Source organism: Endozoicomonas sp. (assembly GCF_965196975.1).
GTDB lineage: Bacteria > Pseudomonadota > Gammaproteobacteria > Pseudomonadales > Endozoicomonadaceae > Endozoicomonas.
The window spans coordinates 2,617,501-2,635,028 of sequence record NZ_OZ239981.1 but is presented as its reverse complement, the minus strand read 5'-3'; the positions used below and the strand labels follow the sequence as shown (position 1 = coordinate 2,635,028).

Sequence of the window (17,528 nt, the reverse complement as noted above, 5' to 3'; positions counted from 1 at the left end):
CCGTCATTGTAACCAGTTAGAAGGTTTATTGCTTGGTTGGTTCGCTGTCAGCTTCTTTCTTGCTCTCTTCATTGCCTTCAATGCTGATTAGCTCAACATCAAAAACCAGAACGGAGCCTGCTGGAATGGTGCCTACTTCCTGATCACCATAGGCCAGCTCAGCAGGAATCGTCAGGCGATACTCTGAGCCAACAGGCATCAGGGCAACACCTTCAGTCCAACCCTTGATGACATTGGCCAGAGGGAATGTTGCTGGCTGACCTCTCTGCTTACTGCTGTCGAAGACAGTGCCATCCGTCAGAGTGCCAGTGTAATGAACGGTAACGGTATCAGCAGAGGTCGGCTTGGGTCCGTCACCCTGTTTGATTACTTCATACTGAAGACCGGAATCGGTAACAGAAACACCCTCTTTCTTGGCATTATCTTCCAGGAATTTAGTGCCAGTCTTCAAAGTTTCTTCTCGTTTTTCCTTGGCTTTTTCCTGAACAACGGTGTTCATTTTCTGCTCATGAGCGCGGAGGGCTGCACCCATCTCCTCATCGTTCATTTTGACCTGATCGGCGAGAGCGTCCAGCAAGCCCTGCTGGACCAGTGCGCGATCAAGCACAACACCGAGCTCATCCTGCTGCTTCAGGGTCTGGCTGGCAAAGTTGCCAACAGAAGCACCAATGGCGTAGGCGGCTTTCTGATCATCAGTGTTTAATTCAACTTCAGGAGCCTGGGGAGTTTTTTCCTGACAGCCTGCTGCTAAAAGTACAGCTGCTGCCAGAGCAGATATTTTAATAACCTTCTTCATATCAATTTCCGTTGTTTCTGGCCATAAAACTGCATATTGGCCAAGACGATCTTGCCTGTATCAGGAGTAAAGTTAAGAAAAACTGTATCAATAATGGCACAGCCTTTACGACAGTTGAACCAAATAGCAATAATTTTTCAAAAAAATAACATTATTTCCTTATGAAATATAATTATTCATTTAAACATCAGTTTTACTGTGCCAGTTAGACATGTGTTAAATATTTTCCCAGCTCATAAGTGTCAGTCTGATATTGCTTTCGCAGTTGGTCAAATAGCGCTCCTGAATATCGGTGCTCATGCTGGGAAAAGAAGTGTAAATTGATTGATGTAGTGGGAATAAAAGACTTGAGCGCCTAAATCTATAACCAAATTGCGCTATATTTTCATGGCATTTTTTATTTTGTTTCTAATTTATTTCCTTGATTTTAATCCAGAAATTTGAATCTATTCAGGCTAGCGGGAGAGCTTTAGCTTGTTATCTTCAATAATAATCATTGCGCTCAAAGAGCATCAATCGTTATTTGGTGTGTTATTTTCCCATGAATACAATCTTTTTAGAAAGTTTCTTATACTGGAGCATCTATTTTGGAGATGTCTCCGGCTTACGTCTGCCTTTGTATTTCCAATATGCTTTCTATGTGTTCATGAGGAGACCTTTGCTGCGGATACCTATACTACAGAGGCTCTAAAGCAAGTCGAAACCACTACCACTTATCGACCTGTATGTATTCATGACCCAAAAGATGGCTGGCAACCATTGAGGCATGGATTCCGCTTAATGGCACACTATCACAATGAAAAAGTGTTGGAACAAATCAGCGCATTTCCGCAGTATTATTTTAACCGCTTATCTGAGCGTATTCTTGCACATCAGTATTACTTAAATCAGAAAATTCAGGAGAAAGGGCTACCGTCAGAGCTGGCTCTCCTTCCGCTTATCGAGAGCGAATTAAATTTGAAGGCCAAGTCCTCAGCAAAAGCTATTGGGGTTTGGCAACTTATGCCCCGAACCGCCAGGGCTTATGGCCTTAATGTGTCTAAAAAGTGTGACGAAAGAACAGATTTAGAAAAAGCCACTGATGCAGCTCTTACTTACATTGAGTATTTATATCGCAAAACGAATGACTGGATCCTGACTATTGCTGCCTATAATGCAGGGCTTTATAGGGTAAGGCAGAGCATTGCAAAAGCTGAGGCTTCAGGAGAGTATCCCGAAGAAGGTTTCTGGAGTCTGGGTCTTCCTGCGGAAACTCGTAAGCACGTTGCCAAGTTTCTTGCTCTCAGCCATGTGGTGCTATTACCAGGAAAACATGGCATCAAGCTGCCATCGCTTGCTGCTATGGAGGGTGAAGGCTTTTCTAATGTTAAGTCCGGGTATCATTCCCCTGAATGCGTTATTCCCAGTGTTGGCTGTCTTTATTGTCGTCAGTTAGTGTTTATGGCGATCTATGTATACTTTCAATCACTGCAGGGAGGGGGAAGCTCCTTACTCACTTTCCAGAAGTGAGAAGACTTTAGCCATACTGTTCCAGTCTGCAGTAACCTGGGCAGTGCCTGCTCTGTTACGGCCGATTCTACCTAATGCGCCGGTGTGTGCCTGAGCAAAGATGGTGACCGCTATTGAGTTGGCAAAGTGATAGCGTAACGGATGCTCAATGGCTGTGGAAAGGTTCTTTGCAACAGTTAAGTCCAGAGCCCTTGCTATGGCATTGAAGACGCTAAGGCCAAGACATATTACTAGCTTAGGCTTGATGATATTAATTTGTGGTAAGGCATAATCTATTGCTGTTTTAACCAGAAGTTTGGTGGGAATCTGTGTCGACATCCCGCCTGGTTTTACGAATGGAAACAGGTTCGTTCCAAAAGTGTCTACCAGTGTGATACCAAGATGCTTTCGCAGGAGTCTGTCCAGATTCTGGCTGGTAGGGAGGCTATGATCAATTCCGTACTCAATCAGCTCCAAGTTGAGTGCTCGAGAAAGGAACGCATCAGAACACCAGTCCTGTAGAATAACCATGACTTCTGCATCAAGATTTCCGGCTGACTTAGTATAGGGCGATACCCACCGGCACTCATAAGCACCATTATGGTAGTCAGCAATGGAGTGATATCCCGGTAGTTTTTCCTGTTGACGCTTATGGCCAAGCAGCTCTAGCTGTGTCAGCTTATCCACGTGAGATTGAAGGGCTTTATTCGGTTTAATGCACAGCCTGAAGAGCTGTGTTTACCGTCAAACAACTGCCTACTGTGTAATGTCATTAAACCCATACCGGTCCAGTCCTTTTATCGTTAGAGGCCTGTTACGGCACTGTTGCACCCAGCGGTTGATGTGTTTGTACTTTGCCAGTTCAAGCTGTTCTGCAGCCTTGTAAAACATATCGAGCCAGATTACCCAGGGAAAGGTTGCAATGTCTGCAATACTGTAGTCATTATGCACAATGTACGTTTGTCTTGATAAACGTTGCTCCATGATATCCAGAAGCTTTTGTGTTTCCCTTGCAAAACGTTCTTCTGGGTAGGGGTGATCGCAGTTCTTTCGGCCATAAGTATGGAAATGACCAAATGCGCCAAACATTGGGCCCACAGCGCTGGCCTGAAAAAACAGCCATTGAATGGTGGTGAGTTTTTCTGCGGCATCTATTGATATCAGCTTGCCTGTTTTTTCTGCAAGATAAAGCAAGTAGAACTTACGCATTGACAGCTCTGATAAAAGATGGTCTCAGCCAGTCTTTACCATCAGAGAAGCTCTTAATGAAGTCCCAAATAGCATCCTTGAGCGCATCATTCTTAACGCGATAGATGCTACTGAGAGATTCAGATACTTTCTTGGCCTGAAGGCAGGCATACCCAAAGATAGAGGCAAAAATATGGTTCCTGACCTGCTGCTTTCCTCTCACCTGAAAGCGCTCAATACTGCAGAGTTGTTTCAGCGCCCGGTGATACTCTTCGATCGCCCAATGGTGCAGGTGAAGTTCATTAAAGCCTACCTGTGGTGATACCTCTGATCCAGCATGGGGTGTGTAGACGACGTAATGGCGCAGCTCGTTTTTTAGCCGCGTCCGGTACAAACGCACAGAACCAAAATTACGTAGCCAAACGGTTATTCCTTCTTCAGGAATCTCCAGGCTCTGCACTTGTTGGTAGTCACCCTTTTGGATAGAAACAGTACGGTTGCTTTTAACGGCAAACATAAAACCCAGACCGTTGTTTTTCACAGTCTTCAGGTTTGCGGCACTGCTATACCAGGAATCCCCCGTAACAAATGCAGGTCGTAAGCCCCATACAAGTACTTCTTTCAGCATCTCGAGAAAATAATCATTTTTGGACTTTCCGTCCGCAGAGTCATAGATACGGAAATTGACAGGAAGGCTATAGCCTTTGATATCGGTGTAATAGAGCGTTATGAGATTAATGCCCTTGACGGCTTTATGATGCTTGCCCGAGTAATGATAGCCGATGAATGCCGTGTAGTTACTGTACGGCTTATCCAGCACCGTATCATCAACCGATAGCGTGCCCCCATCAAGAATCAGCCTTGCGGCTACTTCCATGAAAAGGTCATTGGGAGCAAAGTCTTCACGTTGTAGAAAACGGTTAACGCTGTGGTGTGACATATCTCCGATCTCACTAAGGCGAGTACAGGTTGCTGATTTCGGCTCACACAATAGAAACCCTGTATATTTCGGCAAATCACACCCAGCTGTTGTAGGTCTTGTTATCTTTCTACGCACGACGACATCCGCTATTTTTTGCTGATCTAGCAATTTTTACAGCTGCCTGTCAATGCGAAAGTCCTAGCAAGATAGCGTTGGATTCAGCAAGTGTAACGGGCTTGCCGTCCGGGCCATCGGGGTCGGTCATGGCAGGAATTTTTCCGTGTGGGTTTATGGTTAAAAATGCTTTTGAATGCTGTTCTCCTTTAAGAATATCAACACTGTGAGCGTCGTAAGGAAGTTCCATCTCTTCCAGAGCGACAGAGATTTTAATGCCGTTTGGGGAGGCCAGTGAATAGAGTTGTATTTTACCCATAACGTGTTGCTGCCTCGCGGGTACTTATCCGCAATAAGTTGATAGCTCCGTTTGTGGCTTGCTGCTGATGTGATAAGTACTGGAACAGTTAGATTAGGAGAAAGTAAGTAGAAGCTCATAAGGGATAGTGGCAAGACCATCCCTTTAGCCAGTTAAGCATAGTATTCATTGGTAATTAGCGTTATTTATTACCACCCGCAAAGACGCCCTTTGTTCTGCTCATCCAGATATTCCTGAAGCGGTGCAAAATAATCCAGAATTGCTGACGCATCCATTTCCTGTTTACCAGTTAGCTCGGCAAATGTTTCCTGCCATCGGCGGCTGGAACCCGCTTCGAGCATCCTGTTAAGGTGTAGGCCAGCTTCTTTTGAGTTGTATAGAGAGCAACGGTGAATGGGGTCTTTGTTACCCGCTTTGTCGCAAAGTGTACGGTGGAATTCAAACTGTAGAATATGCGCCAGGAAATACCGGGAGTATGGGGTATTGTTGGGCACGTGATATTTGGCACCTGGATCAAAATGCTCTTCGGTTCGTATAGTAGGAGCTGTTATACCTTGATATTTCTCACGGAACTCCCACCACGTTTTGTTATAGTTTTCAGGCGTGACCTCTCCAGAGAATACTTTCCAGCGCCATTGATCAACTAGCAGACCAAATGGAATAAAAGCGACTTTATCAAGTGCCATTTTCATCAAAATAGCAATATCTTTGGACGTGTCAGGTATCTCATCCAATAGCCCAATTTCCTGCAAATAACCAGGAGTGACAGAGAGTGCAATGGTGTCACCAACGGCTTCATGAAACCCGTCATTGGCGCTTTGCTGAAAATACACTGGTTGTTTATTGTATGCCCGTTGATAGAAGTTGTGTCCTAACTCATGGTGAATGACAGAGAATCCTTTGCCGGTACGCTGGATACACATCTTTATACGCAGGTCGTCTTTATTATCCAGAATCCATGCAGATGCATGACACTGTACATCACGATCGGATGGCTTGGTGAACAGTGAGCGTTCGTAGAATGTGTCAGGTAGTGGGGGAAATCCCATGGATATGAAGAAGTTTTCAGCCGTTCGAACCATTTTGAGTTCGTCATAATTATGCAGTTTCAGCTGTTCAGTTACATTAAATTCGTTGTTGTCACCTTCGGGAGCAACCAGATTATAAATATTGTCCCAATTTTGTGCCCACATGTTCCCAAGTAAGTGGGCAGGAATAGGGCCGTTCTGAGGTACTTTATCTTCTCCGTACAGTTCACCCAGTTTGGCTCGGACATGACAATGGAGTGACTGGTAAAGGGGCTGTATCTGATTCCAGAGACGATCAATGTCTCTGGCAAAGTCGTCAGCTGGCATATCATACTTTGAACGCCACATGGCTCCGGTATCCGCATAACCCAGTTCTTTGGCCCCCTCATTGGCCAGTCCAACTTCTTGTTCGTATAGAGGTCGCATTGGTTTCGCAATATCATGCCAGCCAAGCCAGAGTTTCAGTAATTCATCATAATCCCGACTGGACGCCATGATGGTAGAGATTTCACCCAGACTCAGACAGCTGTTGTCATCCTGGCAGTATTTGCCTTTGCCATAGAGATTGCTCAGCTCTGTTGCTGTTTTTGAAAGTCTGCTGTTTTTTTCTGCATTCTGGGGCGCTGGTAATGTCAATGCCAATTTCAACTTGTCTAGCTTGCGACGTGTATCCTCACCTAGCTCAAGGTTATTAAACCTTGATGCTTCGTGGGCAAGACGGACGGCCGCCGCTGTTTTTTTTGCATCGGCTTCAGTGACCAGCTCTGAGGTGTCATAGGTGATAAAGTTAGCGTGAATCCACTTTGCCCGGCTGACTTTCTGATTTAACCTGATCAGGTAGGCTTCAGTACTTTCCAGGAATAATTGAGCATCTTGCTCTGAGGGAGGAGTGGTCTCTGCTGGTACGTTTAAAGGTTGTTTTTTCTGAATATCACCAGCAAATGTGATCAGTGAAGTGAGAGTAACCACGGAGAATATACATCTGGATGTTATGGTTTTCATGTCGTAACGTCATGCTACTCAGTTAAATGGGTAGGATAAGCATAGCTGAAGGTATGAATATCAACGCTTAACGTCATGAAGGCAGAGTTTTGTTCTGACCCAATCAGGCAGATGCTGAAAAGTAGCTTTCAGTCTCTGCCTGAAGAAATAAGTTATTGGTTGCTTGGCATCGCCAGTGAAATGATGGCGGTAGCCATAATAAAGAATGAGGAGATCCACAGGCAGGCTTCCAGTCCCCCCCATTGAAAAGCCCATCCCGAAAGCACTGTTCCGGTTAAACGTCCCATGGCGTTGGCCATGTAATAGAAGCCAACATCCATCGATGCCCCTTCTTCTCGTGCAAAAGAGACAATCAGATAAGAGTGCAAAGATGAGTTGATGGCAAATATCCCGCCAAAAATCAGCAATCCAACAATAAGACTCAACTGTGGATGCCATTGGAATGTGATAGCCAGTGCCAGCAGGACGGAAACCAGCAATAGAGCCGCTGACCACAATACAAGAGATAGGTGACTTTTGATGTGATGGCTCTCAGCACCGGTAATCTTTGGTGCAATAGCCTGAACCAGGCCATAACCAATCACCCATACCGCCATGAAGCTCCCCGTTTCAAAATGGCTCCAGCCAAAAACAGCGCTCAGGGAGATAGGCAGGGCGATAACAAACCAGACATCCCGGGAGGCAAAGAGAAACAGGCGGGCAGCGGAGAGAATGTTGATCGCCTTGCTCTTTGAAAATATCTGCGTAAATTTGGGTTTGTTTCGGGCTTTACCCAAATCTTTTTGCAGCCATATCAGGCTGCCCAGCAACACCAGGGCCAATATGGAAGCCATGGTGAACATGGCATTCTGAAACCCAATCAGGCTAAGCAAGGCTCCTCCAAGAAAAAAACCTGCACCTTTAAGTGCATTTTTGGAACCGGTCAAAATGGCTATCCAGCGATACAGCTTTCCGGATTGTTGACTGCTAACCAGTGTTTTTATGGAGGTTTTTGCGCTCATCTTATTCAAGTCTTTTGCGATACCTGAAATAGCCTGAGCAAACATAACCAGAGGCACTGAAAGGTAGTGGGAAGGCACTGACAGCATCAGCAGGGCGACGATCTGCATGAGCAGGCCGATATTCATGGTTCTGTTCAGGCCGATGCGGGCACCCAGCCAGCCGCCAATCAGGTTGGTGACTACCCCGAAGAACTCGTAAAAGAGAAACAGCATGGCAATATCCAGACCGGAATAGCCCAGCGAATAGAAGTGGAGAACCACCAGCATGCGCAGGGCACCATCGGTCAGGGTGAAGTTCCAGTAGTTAAATGTGATAAGTGCGTAATTTCTTATCTGCTGTTGCCGGAACTGCTTACTGTTTTCAACGTGGGTAGTCTCAGTCATCAGGCGTTCTCTCTGCCAACCTTCAGTGCTAACTCTGCAGTGCGACAGGCGTAGCCCATTTCATTATCGTACCACGCATAAATTTTGACCATGCGCTGATCAACCACCATGGTGGAAAGTGCATCAATAATTGAAGAGCGCTTGTCACCACGGTAATCGATGGAAACCAAAGGTCTCTCTTCATAGCCGAGGACACCATTCAGAGGCCCTTCAGCTGCTGATTTCAATAACTGATTAACTTCATCCACGGAGGTGTCTCTGGAAACGTCAAACACCATATCGGTGATTGACGCATTGGCCAGAGGAACCCGAATCGCATGGCCATTCAACCGGCCCTTCAGGTCTGGAAAGATCTGGGTAATGGCTGTAGCGGAACCCGTTGTTGTCGGAATCAGGGACATGCCACAGGCTCGAGCTCTTCTCAGGTCCTTATGGGGAGCATCCAGAATTGTCTGGGTATTGGTCAGGTCATGAACGGTGGTGATGGCACCACGGGTAATGCCAAGGTTTTCATGAATCACCTTAACGACAGGTGCTATGCAGTTGGTGGTGCAGGATGCTGCCGTGACAATGCGATGCTGGCTGGCATCATAGAGGCTTTCATTAACCCCCATAACTACATTCAGAACACCTTCTTCCTTAACGGGAGCAGTGACGACAACACGTTTCACTCCCTGCTCAAGGTATTGGTTGAGTTTGGCTGTTGCCCTGTGGACGCCCGTCGCATCAATAACCACATCACAGTCTGACCAGTCGACGGCACTGATCTCTTTCTCCTGAGAGCACTGAATGCTTTTACCATTAATGAGGATATGCTGGTCATCGGATGAAATGCTTTCCTGCCAGGTACCCTGTACAGAGTCAAATTCCAGCAGGTGAGCCAGTGTTGCGCTATTACCGGCAACGTCATTTATCCTTACAAATTCCATTTCCGGAGAGTGCCATGCTGCCCTGAGGGCTAGTCTGCCAATACGTCCAAAGCCATTGATACCTACTTTGATCATCACTTTTTTACTCCTTTAACAAGACGGGCGATTGTGCATTGATTGCAGTCGGTCAGTATCCTGCTGGTACTCACTCTTCAGACACTTTGAGTGGCGAAGGCCATCGACGATTTTGTTCATCCAACCGGGTAGATCTTCTGCTATAGAGTAGAAAATCCACTGGTCTTTACGACGGGTGTTTAACAAACCGTGGTTTCGCATTTGTGCCAGGTGTCGGGATATTTTTGGTTGGGGCTCATCAAGGGCCGATACCAGCTCACAGACACACAGTTCTCCTTGACGAGCTATGAGGAGTAGGCAGCGAAGTCGGGTTTCATCCGCCATCATTTTAAAGAAATCGTGAGGTAGCATAAAAACCTCTTTTACATTTGAATATGCGAATATTCGCATATTCAAGATAAAATACAATGTGCAGTTGCCGTTTTTTTGTAAATGAATAAGTGGCTGATGGTGGTTCAGCTACCTGTCTAGGGAATTTTCCGGAAAAATGTTGAATTGCAGCCATAATGAAGGGGTTCTGCTGATCGCGCGACTCTCTTTTGATTAAGCGCAATGGGCTTAGACTTACCTCAAACTACCTGAGAAAAACTATTCAGCTCGGTACAGAAAGCGAATTCATTATTCGGTGTATGGCAGAACTGTTTTAGTAACTGCGGATAGCTCCTATGATCAAAACATGGAACCAATACTCACTGACTACCAAGGTTCTGGTAGGAATGGTTGCTGGCCTGGTAACGGGGCTGATTATCCGTACATTTTTGGCAGATAACTTCTTTGTTTCGCAATACATCACCGATGGCCTGTTTCATGTTATTGGTCAGATTTTTATCTCTTCTCTGAAGATGTTGGTGGTGCCATTGATTTTTACATCCATTGTTTGTGGCACGAGCTCTTTGACGGACGCCTCGACTCTCGGGCGCTTAGGGGCGAAAACACTGCTTCTTTATCTTTTTACAACGGCGGTTGCGATCACTCTGGCCATTGTTGCCGGGCTTATTTTCAAGCCAGGAGACGGAGCTAATCTGGAAGCTGCATCTACATTCGTTCCTCAGGATGCGCCGGCCATCAGTGATATTTTGATTCATCTTTTTCCGGATAATCCGGTTGAAGCCATGGCCAGTGGCAACACCTTGCAGATTATTGTGTTTGCAGTGCTTTTTGGTATCGCCATTGGGGCTGCGGGGCAGCCAGGAGAACGTATTGCCCGCATCTTTGATTCAATGAATGAAGTAATGATGAAACTGGTGGCTTTGCTAATGAATATTGCTCCTTATGGCGTGTTCTGTTTGATGGCCAAGCTGTTTTCTACTATTGAGCTTTCTGCCATTGCCAGTCTTGCCAAATACTTCACGTTATTGATCTTTGTTTTGTTGCTTCATGTCCTCGTAACTTACTGCTTACTGCTTAAAGTTTTTACCGGCTTAAGTCCCATTACTTTTCTGAGAAAAATGGAAGATGCGGCAATGTTTGCCTTTAGTACTGCATCCAGTAATGCCACGATTCCAGTTTCCATGGAGACCGTAACTCATCGGTTTGGAGTAGATAATCGTGTGTCGTCTTTTACTATCCCACTGGGCAGTACGGTGAATATGGACGGTACGGCCATTATGCAGGGCGTGGCTACTGTCTTTATCTCCCAAGCATTTGGGATTGATCTGGGAATCAGCGATTATCTCTCGGTAATCCTGACCGCTACGCTTGCCTCTATAGGAACTGCTGGTGTTCCGGGGGTTGGGATGGTGATGTTGGCCATGGTGTTACAGCAAGTAGGGCTCCCCCTTGAAGGAATAGCTCTGGTGATGGGCGTTGATCGGCTGCTCGATATGGTGAGAAGTGCTGTCAATATTACTGGTGACTGCGCAGTAACCTGTATTGTTGCCAAGTCGGAAGGTGCAATGAATGTTTCAGTATTCAATGACCCTGAAGCTGGGGTAAAACAGGAGACAATTGATTTTCACCATATACGTTAATTAGGAGCTTTTTAATAATATAAGGCTGAAATATACAGGGTATTACCATTTAAGTTGTGTTTTTGGTGAGTCTTTTTGCTATGTCTTGGTATACGACGTTCGTTTCTTTTTATTCAATTTTTGACTATTGATCTTCCTGACGGCTTTCTAGCTGTGGCTATACTCTTACTAGCTGTTCATCGTCCTTTTGTGCTGACTCCTAAATAGGCGTTGAATTAGCAACTCCCCCCGAGGGGATATACCGGTAATTCAAGTCAACATTTCTGACTGCATCCCGCCTTATTTTCCGCGATCTCTTGAGAGCCCAACTATGGCCACAGCTGTTAATTCACCTACTAAACGATTATCGATTATGTCCATCGCACTGATGACATCAGCAGCTGTTATCAGCCTCCGGGGGCTGCCGATGATGGCCAAGGAAGAGATGACGATGTTCTTCTACATTGGCTTTGCAACGGTCCTTTTCCTGATCCCGGCAGCACTGGTTTCAGCTGAGCTGGGTAGTGCATTTTCAAACCTTGGTGGTGGCGTATATACCTGGGTGGAGCAGGCGTTTGGACCACGTGCTGGTTTCATAGCAATCTGGTTGCAGTGGATCCAGAATGTTGTCTGGTACCCAACAGTCATGTCGTTTGCAGCAGCTGGTATTGCCTACCTTGTCGCTAGGCCCGAACTTGCGAATGACCAGTATTATGTTGGCGTTTTCTGCATAGTCTTTTACTGGCTATCGACATGGATGACGTTTAAAGGCACCGATGTTATTGCCAAAGTGACCAGTAGTAGCTTTCTGATTGGTACCGTACTACCGGGTATTGTCGTGATTGTCCTCGCTCTACTCTGGGCGGATCAGGGGAATCCGGTTGCTTTTGAGCACCTGACCACTCAGGATGCTGGTCTGTTCGAGTTGGAAGGAGGAAAAGTTCATTCGCGCTTTTGGCCGGAGTTTAACAGCTTCGGTAATATTGCTTTTCTAGCAGGTATTATTCTGCTGTTTGCTGGTGTTGAAGTGCATGCAGTTCATGCCAATGAAATGGGCAACCCTAAAACTGAGTTCCCTCTGGCGATGTTAATCGCTGCGTTGATTATCTTTGTGCTGTTTACGTTGGGTTCGTTGGCTATTGCTGCAGTTATGCCTGCGGAAGAGATTGATCTTCAATCCGGTCTGATGGCGGCCAGTCAGATCATGTTGAATAAAATGGGTATTGGTGATTGGAACCGGTTGTTCTGTTTGTTGCTTGCGTTGGGTGCACTGGGTGGTGTGATGTCATGGATCAGTGGTCCCAGTAAAGGCCTTCTCTGGACTGCAAAACTGGGCCACCTGCCTCCGGCTCTGGCAAAAACCAATGACAATGGAATTCCAAAGAATATTTTGCTGGTTCAGGGGGGGCTGGTGACCTTGCTGTCCTGTATTTATTTTGTGTTCAAGAATGTCAGTGTGGCGTTCTTTCTGATCAGTGCGATGACCATTGCACTTTACTTAATGATGTATATGTTGATGTATGCAGCGGCAATACGGCTCCGTTTCACTAAGCCAGACCTGGAGCGGCCATACAAGGTGCCTGGTGGTGAAGGGGGGATGATTATCATCGCGAGTCTTGGTTTTCTGGGCGTGCTTTTTGCCTTTATCGTCTCATTCTTTCCACCCAGCAATCTACCGATTGGTAGCCCATCGACTTATGTGGGTATCGTTGTGGCTGGTACTGTTATCTTTCCGGGCATTGCTTTTGTTTTGGATATGATGAAAAAGCCATCATGGAAACAAACAGATAGCTAAAAATTGCTGGATTTCGGTGAGTTGAGGAGTCCCCAGGGAAAGGGGAGACTCAAAACTGATGCTTTACATCAAATACAGCATGGCCATAAAGATAAAACCTGGGACAAAAAAACCGACCAAAGCTCCTGACTCTCGATCTCCCCACCGTTTTTCTGTGAATACACCAGCGCAATGGATGATGATGATCCATAACAATAGGCAGGCTGAAGCAATGACCCATCCGGTCATGGTCATTTCTTCCAGTATCTTCATTAGATTAAACATAGGCCGATTCCTCTACTTCTAGCGTCTTTTTATTACTGATTAGCTCAGAGTTTGTTGACGTTTCGTTGCGTACTCAGCTATCAGGGCGCAGTGTTGTAGGAGTACCCTGAAGGGCATAAAGGCCAGTTAACTAGCAATATTCCGTAACAAAACATAGGATTTCCCTGATACGCCCGAAATTCGGGACGTATAGTCTGACTCAGAAAACGCCATCTGTTTTGTCGGACTTGCTTGACGCAGAACCGCTTCGCGCTGGACAAGCCTTTCATACATATATATGACAATTATTGAGCTACTGAGTTCACAGCAAAGCACTGACAGCCCCAAGGAAGTTGTAGGTAGCATAGACGCTTTGTCAGGAGTCTGCCGGTGATGGGGAGCGGTTTGAGGAAGCTTAAGCAGAGGTCTGCAGAGACAAAAAAAGGGGCAAAAGCCCCTTTTTTCTTTAGCTGATAAGACCTTACATAGCTGGGTAGGTGTAAGAAGCCTGAATGCCCAGTGGCAGACCCAGTGCCCAGTAGGTCAGCAGGAAGATAGTCCAGCCAATCAGCATGGCGATGGAGTACGGCATCATCATGGAAGCCAGAGAACCAATGCCGGAGCCTTTAACGTAACGCTGGCAGTAAACCACCACCAGTGGGAAGTAAACCATCAGCGGAGAAATGATGTTGGAAACAGAGTCACCAACACGGTAAGCCGCCTGAGACAGTTCTGGGGAAATTCCCACAGCCATCAGCATTGGGACCAGAATTGGTCCGATCAGGGCCCACTTGGCAGAAGAGGAACCGATGACCAGGTTTACAGTAGCGGTCAGCAGAATCATGCCAATCACGGTAATTTCACCTGGCAGGTTCATGGCTTGCAGAACCTCAGCACCACTCAGGGCCAGAACAGTACCCAGGTTGGACTGGGAAAACGCATACAGGAACTGGGCACAGAAGAAGGACATTACCAGGTAAGAGCCCATGGTAGACATGGTGCTGTTCATGGCGACCACAGTGTCCTTGGAGGTCTTGAAGGTACCGGATACCTTACCGTATACAATGCCCGGAATCAGGAACAGGATGAAGATCAGAGGCACGATGGACTGCATCAATGGTGCAGAGAACGCAGTGATCTCACCATTTGGAGAACGCAGTGGAGAGCTTTCCGGCATAACAGCAGCGACCAGCAGTGCAATACCTGCCAGCATAGCCAGGCCTGCCGCATTGAAAGCCTTGCTCTCTTCAGCAGTGAATGAACTCAGGTCAGGTGCCTTCTCAGCATCTTCATCCAGAGTGGTCGTGCTCTTCAGACGTGGTTCAATGATCTTGTCAGTCACGTACCAGCCAATAGCAACGATGATGAAGCTTGAAGCACCGGTAAAGAACAGGTTGGCCAGCGGGTTCATCTGGTAGCTGGGATCCAGAATCTGTGCGGCAGACTGAGTGAAGCCCTGCAGCAGAGGATCGATACCGGAAGGAATAAAGTTGGCAGAGAAACCTCCGGATACACCTGCGAACGCAGCAGCTATACCAGCTAATGGGTGACGGCCGGCAGCGTGGAAGATAATACCGCCCAGAGGAATAACCAGTACATAACCGGCGTCAGCTGCTGTGTGGCTGATAATGGCCACCAGGATCAGCATTGGGGTCAGCATTTTGGCTGGCGTTACGCTCAGCAACTTCTTCAGACCTGTGTTGATGAAGCCTGACTTTTCAGCCACACCGATACCCAGCATGGCAACCAGTACGATACCCATTGGGGCAAACCCGGCAAAGTTTTTCACCATGCTGGCCAGGAAGGTCGCAAGGGCAGAGCCTGTCAGCAGGTTATTCACCACCACCGCTTCACCACTGGCGGGGTGCACCATGTCCAGATTCATCTGTGCCATCAGGGCAGAAAGAACCCAGACGATGACGAGACCATAGACAAACAGTAATGTTGGATCGGGCAGCTTGTTACCTGCCTTTTCAACAGCATTAAGGAAGCGATTCATTAATTTTGAATCACTCGAATTTGCCTCAGGCATAGGAGGGGCTTTTGTCAGGCTCATGGAATGATCTTCTTGGTAATATGATGATTTCGCTAACGACTTTAAAAAAACCGTGGCTGGTTCTGAAATGATCTAAATCAACTAAATATAATAAAGAGATATTTGTTTATAGTATTTAGATATATTTTCTGTTCGAGGTGTGGTTTGCCGGAAAAATGTACTGGGCTACATCGAAGTGTCGTTTCGTTTTTCGAGACTGAACCCCATCCATTTATAGAGACTGTCGTTAATAACTTTGTCCGTATAGCCAGATTTCTGCCATTCTTTCAGCTGGGTGGAGATGGTATCGGTGGGGATGAGACAATCCATTTTTTTTGAAATGGCGGTATGAAGTTGAAAGGATGAAATCTCGACCGGCATCTTTTCAAATCGTTCTTCAAAATCCAGCAGAGACATAAACAGGTCTCCCTGAGTTTGTGGGTATATTGCATAGTCCACCCTGCCCACATTTAACATTTTCAGTCCTTGTTTGGCGTTGAATGTTCTCACCAGATTCAGGTGACTGTTAGCATAGTCATTGAAAGTGTTGCTGAACCTGAGATTTTTAGGAGCAACACCTTTGAGCTTTTGCAGATGTGACCACTGACTTATATTAAATTGCCGATCCTTTCGTGTGACTACGATATAGCTCTGGGTATAGATCGGTGGATCAATATAGAGGATATCGTTCAGGTATTTCTGCTGATAGGACATGGCCGGATTAACATGGATGATGCCTTGCTGGAGCTTATGATTGACCCTGTTTGCACCACCAAAGTAGTCATTTATGACGTTGATTCCCTGGCGCTCGAGTATTTCTGTAATTAACTCAGCGGCTGCACCACGGGTATTCTGGTAGTCACCCCAGGTTACAGGGGGAAGGTCGGGATGGCCGGTCAGCACCACCTCTTTACAGATGGGGAGCTGAGCCAGCAGGTGACTGGAAAAAATAAGTGCGAATAGCAGGGTTGTGACTTGCTGCAAATTATTGTCCTTTTTTGTTGCATGGGTATTTAATCTTAGTGCGCGTAAGGATTCAAGTTTCCCAGTACGAGCATTGTTGAGGTTTTGTATCCGTTTTGGCTGCATATATGTGGCAGGATGGTGTATGCGGAAGTGGTGATATGGTTGAAATTCGACAGTTAAAAGATGGCTGCAAGCTCGAAGATAAACAGTGTCATACCTCTGCTCGCTTGAATGGGGATGGATTATGGTGCTCGTTCAGGGAAGGTGAATCTTTTTATCGCCGATGCATGGATGGTTCGGTTGTGCTGGGTGCTGAAGCCATTCCCGTTTCCTGCGAAAAAGCGAATGCTGTGCACAGGCAGTTCCATCAATGGATCAATAGTGTTTCATTAACGGATCCGGTGATTGCAAAAAGTCAGTCACTGTCTATTGATGAATATAAAAAGCAGAAATTGCTGTATCAGCAGGCGTACCCTGAAGAAGTCTGCATTTTACCGCCAGACCGGTACGGCGATATCGTCATCCAGCCAGCTATTGGTTGTCCAAACCGGCAATGCTCCTTCTGTGCTTTCTATAAAGAAAAGCCATATCAGGTTCTTAATGAGCAGGCATTTATAGCTCACCTCCTGGCCGTACAGCAGATTTATGGAAAAAAGCTGGAGGCTTCACCGGGAGTGTTTCTTGGTTCAGCCAATGCCATGGCGCTATCCCAGCGACGACTGGTGTTTTGTTTGGATCAAATAGAAGAGCAGCTGGGTACTTTTAAAAGAGAGGTGGCAACGTTTGCAGATCCGGATTTCAGTGCCAGGCGCTCATCCCGGGATTGGGAAGAGCTGAGAAGCAAGGGCTTAAGGCATCTTGTCATTGGCCTTGAAAGTGGGTGGGGAGAGCTTAGAGCGTTACTAGGCAAATCTGGAGACCTGAGTAAAACCGCTGCAATGGTTCATGAGGCGCAGCAGGCAGGGTTAAGTATTGGACTGACTTTACTGACAGGAGCAGCGGTAGAGGATCAACGAGAAAAGAATCTGGAGTTTACCCTGCAGACAGTTGAAGGCTTTAATTTGTCTCCAGCTGAGACCATTTATCTTTCGCCACTCAGTAACGATGGATGTATAAAAGAAGAGGCAATTCTGGAACAGAAGATATTTGCAGATTCTCTACGGGATGTAACAAAAGCCCGGATTGTTCCTTATCAGATGCAGCGCTTTCAATATTTTGCCTGATCGAGATATTAGACAGGTGGTAAATATTTTTGGTGTTGACTTTTATCCCGACCTGCGTAGAATTCGCCGCT

General features: G+C 46.4%; 16 protein-coding genes. 4 read left to right on the top strand and 12 right to left on the bottom strand.

The window, feature by feature from the left end; genetic code table 11:
* Positions 1-25 precede the first annotated feature (25 nt).
* Positions 26-796, bottom strand: coding sequence for an FKBP-type peptidyl-prolyl cis-trans isomerase (fkpA, locus tag ACOCLE_RS11820; RefSeq protein WP_419536832.1), 771 nt, complete (start codon positions 794-796; stop codon positions 26-28).
* A 474-nt stretch (positions 797-1,270) separates the two neighbouring features.
* Between fkpA and ACOCLE_RS11815 the strand changes: the two genes are divergently transcribed.
* Entirely contained in the window at positions 1,271-2,305 is a 1,035-nt protein-coding gene (locus ACOCLE_RS11815) for a lytic transglycosylase domain-containing protein (protein ID WP_419536831.1), read from the top strand.
* Here ACOCLE_RS11815 and ACOCLE_RS11810 read toward each other — a convergent pair.
* The 8 genes from ACOCLE_RS11810 to ACOCLE_RS11775 form a co-directional block, all read right to left on the bottom strand.
* On the bottom strand, positions 2,285-2,971 hold the full coding sequence (locus tag ACOCLE_RS11810) for a hypothetical protein (protein ID WP_419536830.1): 687 nt from the start codon (positions 2,969-2,971) through the stop codon (positions 2,285-2,287). The genes ACOCLE_RS11815 and ACOCLE_RS11810 overlap by 21 nt on opposite strands.
* 69 nt (positions 2,972-3,040) lie before the next feature.
* Positions 3,041-3,493, bottom strand: a complete 453-nt coding sequence (locus ACOCLE_RS11805; RefSeq protein ID WP_419536829.1) for a glutathione binding-like protein — start codon at positions 3,491-3,493, stop codon at positions 3,041-3,043.
* A complete protein-coding gene (locus ACOCLE_RS11800; protein ID WP_419533005.1) occupies positions 3,486-4,529 on the bottom strand; it encodes a transposase in 1,044 nt (347 codons plus the stop codon). Before ACOCLE_RS11800 ends, ACOCLE_RS11805 begins: the two co-directional genes overlap by 8 nt.
* 49 nt (positions 4,530-4,578) lie before the next feature.
* Complete coding sequence (locus tag ACOCLE_RS11795) at positions 4,579-4,827, bottom strand: glutathione S-transferase N-terminal domain-containing protein (protein ID WP_419536828.1); 249 nt, start codon at positions 4,825-4,827, stop codon at positions 4,579-4,581.
* Between the two features lie 188 nt (positions 4,828-5,015).
* Positions 5,016-6,857, bottom strand: coding sequence for a M2 family metallopeptidase (locus ACOCLE_RS11790; RefSeq protein ID WP_419536827.1), 1,842 nt, complete (start codon positions 6,855-6,857; stop codon positions 5,016-5,018).
* 152 nt (positions 6,858-7,009) lie between these two features.
* A complete protein-coding gene (gene arsJ, locus ACOCLE_RS11785; RefSeq protein ID WP_419536826.1) occupies positions 7,010-8,242 on the bottom strand; it encodes an organoarsenical effux MFS transporter ArsJ in 1,233 nt (410 codons plus the stop codon).
* Positions 8,242-9,249 carry an ArsJ-associated glyceraldehyde-3-phosphate dehydrogenase gene (locus ACOCLE_RS11780; RefSeq protein WP_419536825.1) on the bottom strand — a complete coding sequence of 336 codons (1,008 nt, stop codon included), beginning with the start codon at positions 9,247-9,249 and terminating at the stop codon, positions 8,242-8,244. The genes arsJ and ACOCLE_RS11780 overlap by 1 nt, the downstream gene beginning before the upstream one ends.
* A gap of 12 nt (positions 9,250-9,261) precedes the next feature.
* Positions 9,262-9,570 carry a metalloregulator ArsR/SmtB family transcription factor gene (locus tag ACOCLE_RS11775; protein ID WP_419537202.1) on the bottom strand — a complete coding sequence of 103 codons (309 nt, stop codon included), beginning with the start codon at positions 9,568-9,570 and terminating at the stop codon, positions 9,262-9,264.
* Positions 9,571-9,911: 341 nt separating this feature from the next.
* On the opposite strand from ACOCLE_RS11775, the gene ACOCLE_RS11770 reads away from it, so the two are divergent.
* Entirely contained in the window at positions 9,912-11,216 is a 1,305-nt protein-coding gene (locus tag ACOCLE_RS11770) for a dicarboxylate/amino acid:cation symporter (protein WP_419536824.1), read from the top strand.
* Between the two features lie 352 nt (positions 11,217-11,568).
* Positions 11,569-12,990, top strand: a complete 1,422-nt coding sequence (locus ACOCLE_RS11765) for an amino acid permease (protein WP_419536823.1) — start codon at positions 11,569-11,571, stop codon at positions 12,988-12,990.
* Between the two features lie 63 nt (positions 12,991-13,053).
* Here ACOCLE_RS11765 and ACOCLE_RS11760 read toward each other — a convergent pair whose 3' ends face one another.
* From ACOCLE_RS11760 to ACOCLE_RS11750, 3 genes are all read right to left on the bottom strand, one after another.
* Positions 13,054-13,254 (bottom strand): hypothetical protein, encoded by a 201-nt coding sequence (locus ACOCLE_RS11760; RefSeq protein ID WP_419536822.1) that lies wholly within the window; start codon positions 13,252-13,254, stop codon positions 13,054-13,056.
* Between the two features lie 460 nt (positions 13,255-13,714).
* Entirely contained in the window at positions 13,715-15,289 is a 1,575-nt protein-coding gene (locus ACOCLE_RS11755) for an AbgT family transporter (RefSeq protein WP_419536821.1), read from the bottom strand.
* Between the two features lie 165 nt (positions 15,290-15,454).
* The gene (locus tag ACOCLE_RS11750) at positions 15,455-16,357 is read right to left on the bottom strand and encodes a hypothetical protein (protein ID WP_419536820.1); all 903 of its coding nucleotides are present in this window, start codon (positions 16,355-16,357) and stop codon (positions 15,455-15,457) included.
* A 35-nt stretch (positions 16,358-16,392) separates the two neighbouring features.
* Here ACOCLE_RS11750 and ACOCLE_RS11745 point away from each other — a divergent pair, with 35 nt between their 5' ends.
* Positions 16,393-17,457, top strand: coding sequence for a hypothetical protein (locus tag ACOCLE_RS11745; protein WP_419536819.1), 1,065 nt, complete (start codon positions 16,393-16,395; stop codon positions 17,455-17,457).
* The last annotated feature ends 71 nt before the right edge of the window (positions 17,458-17,528 follow it).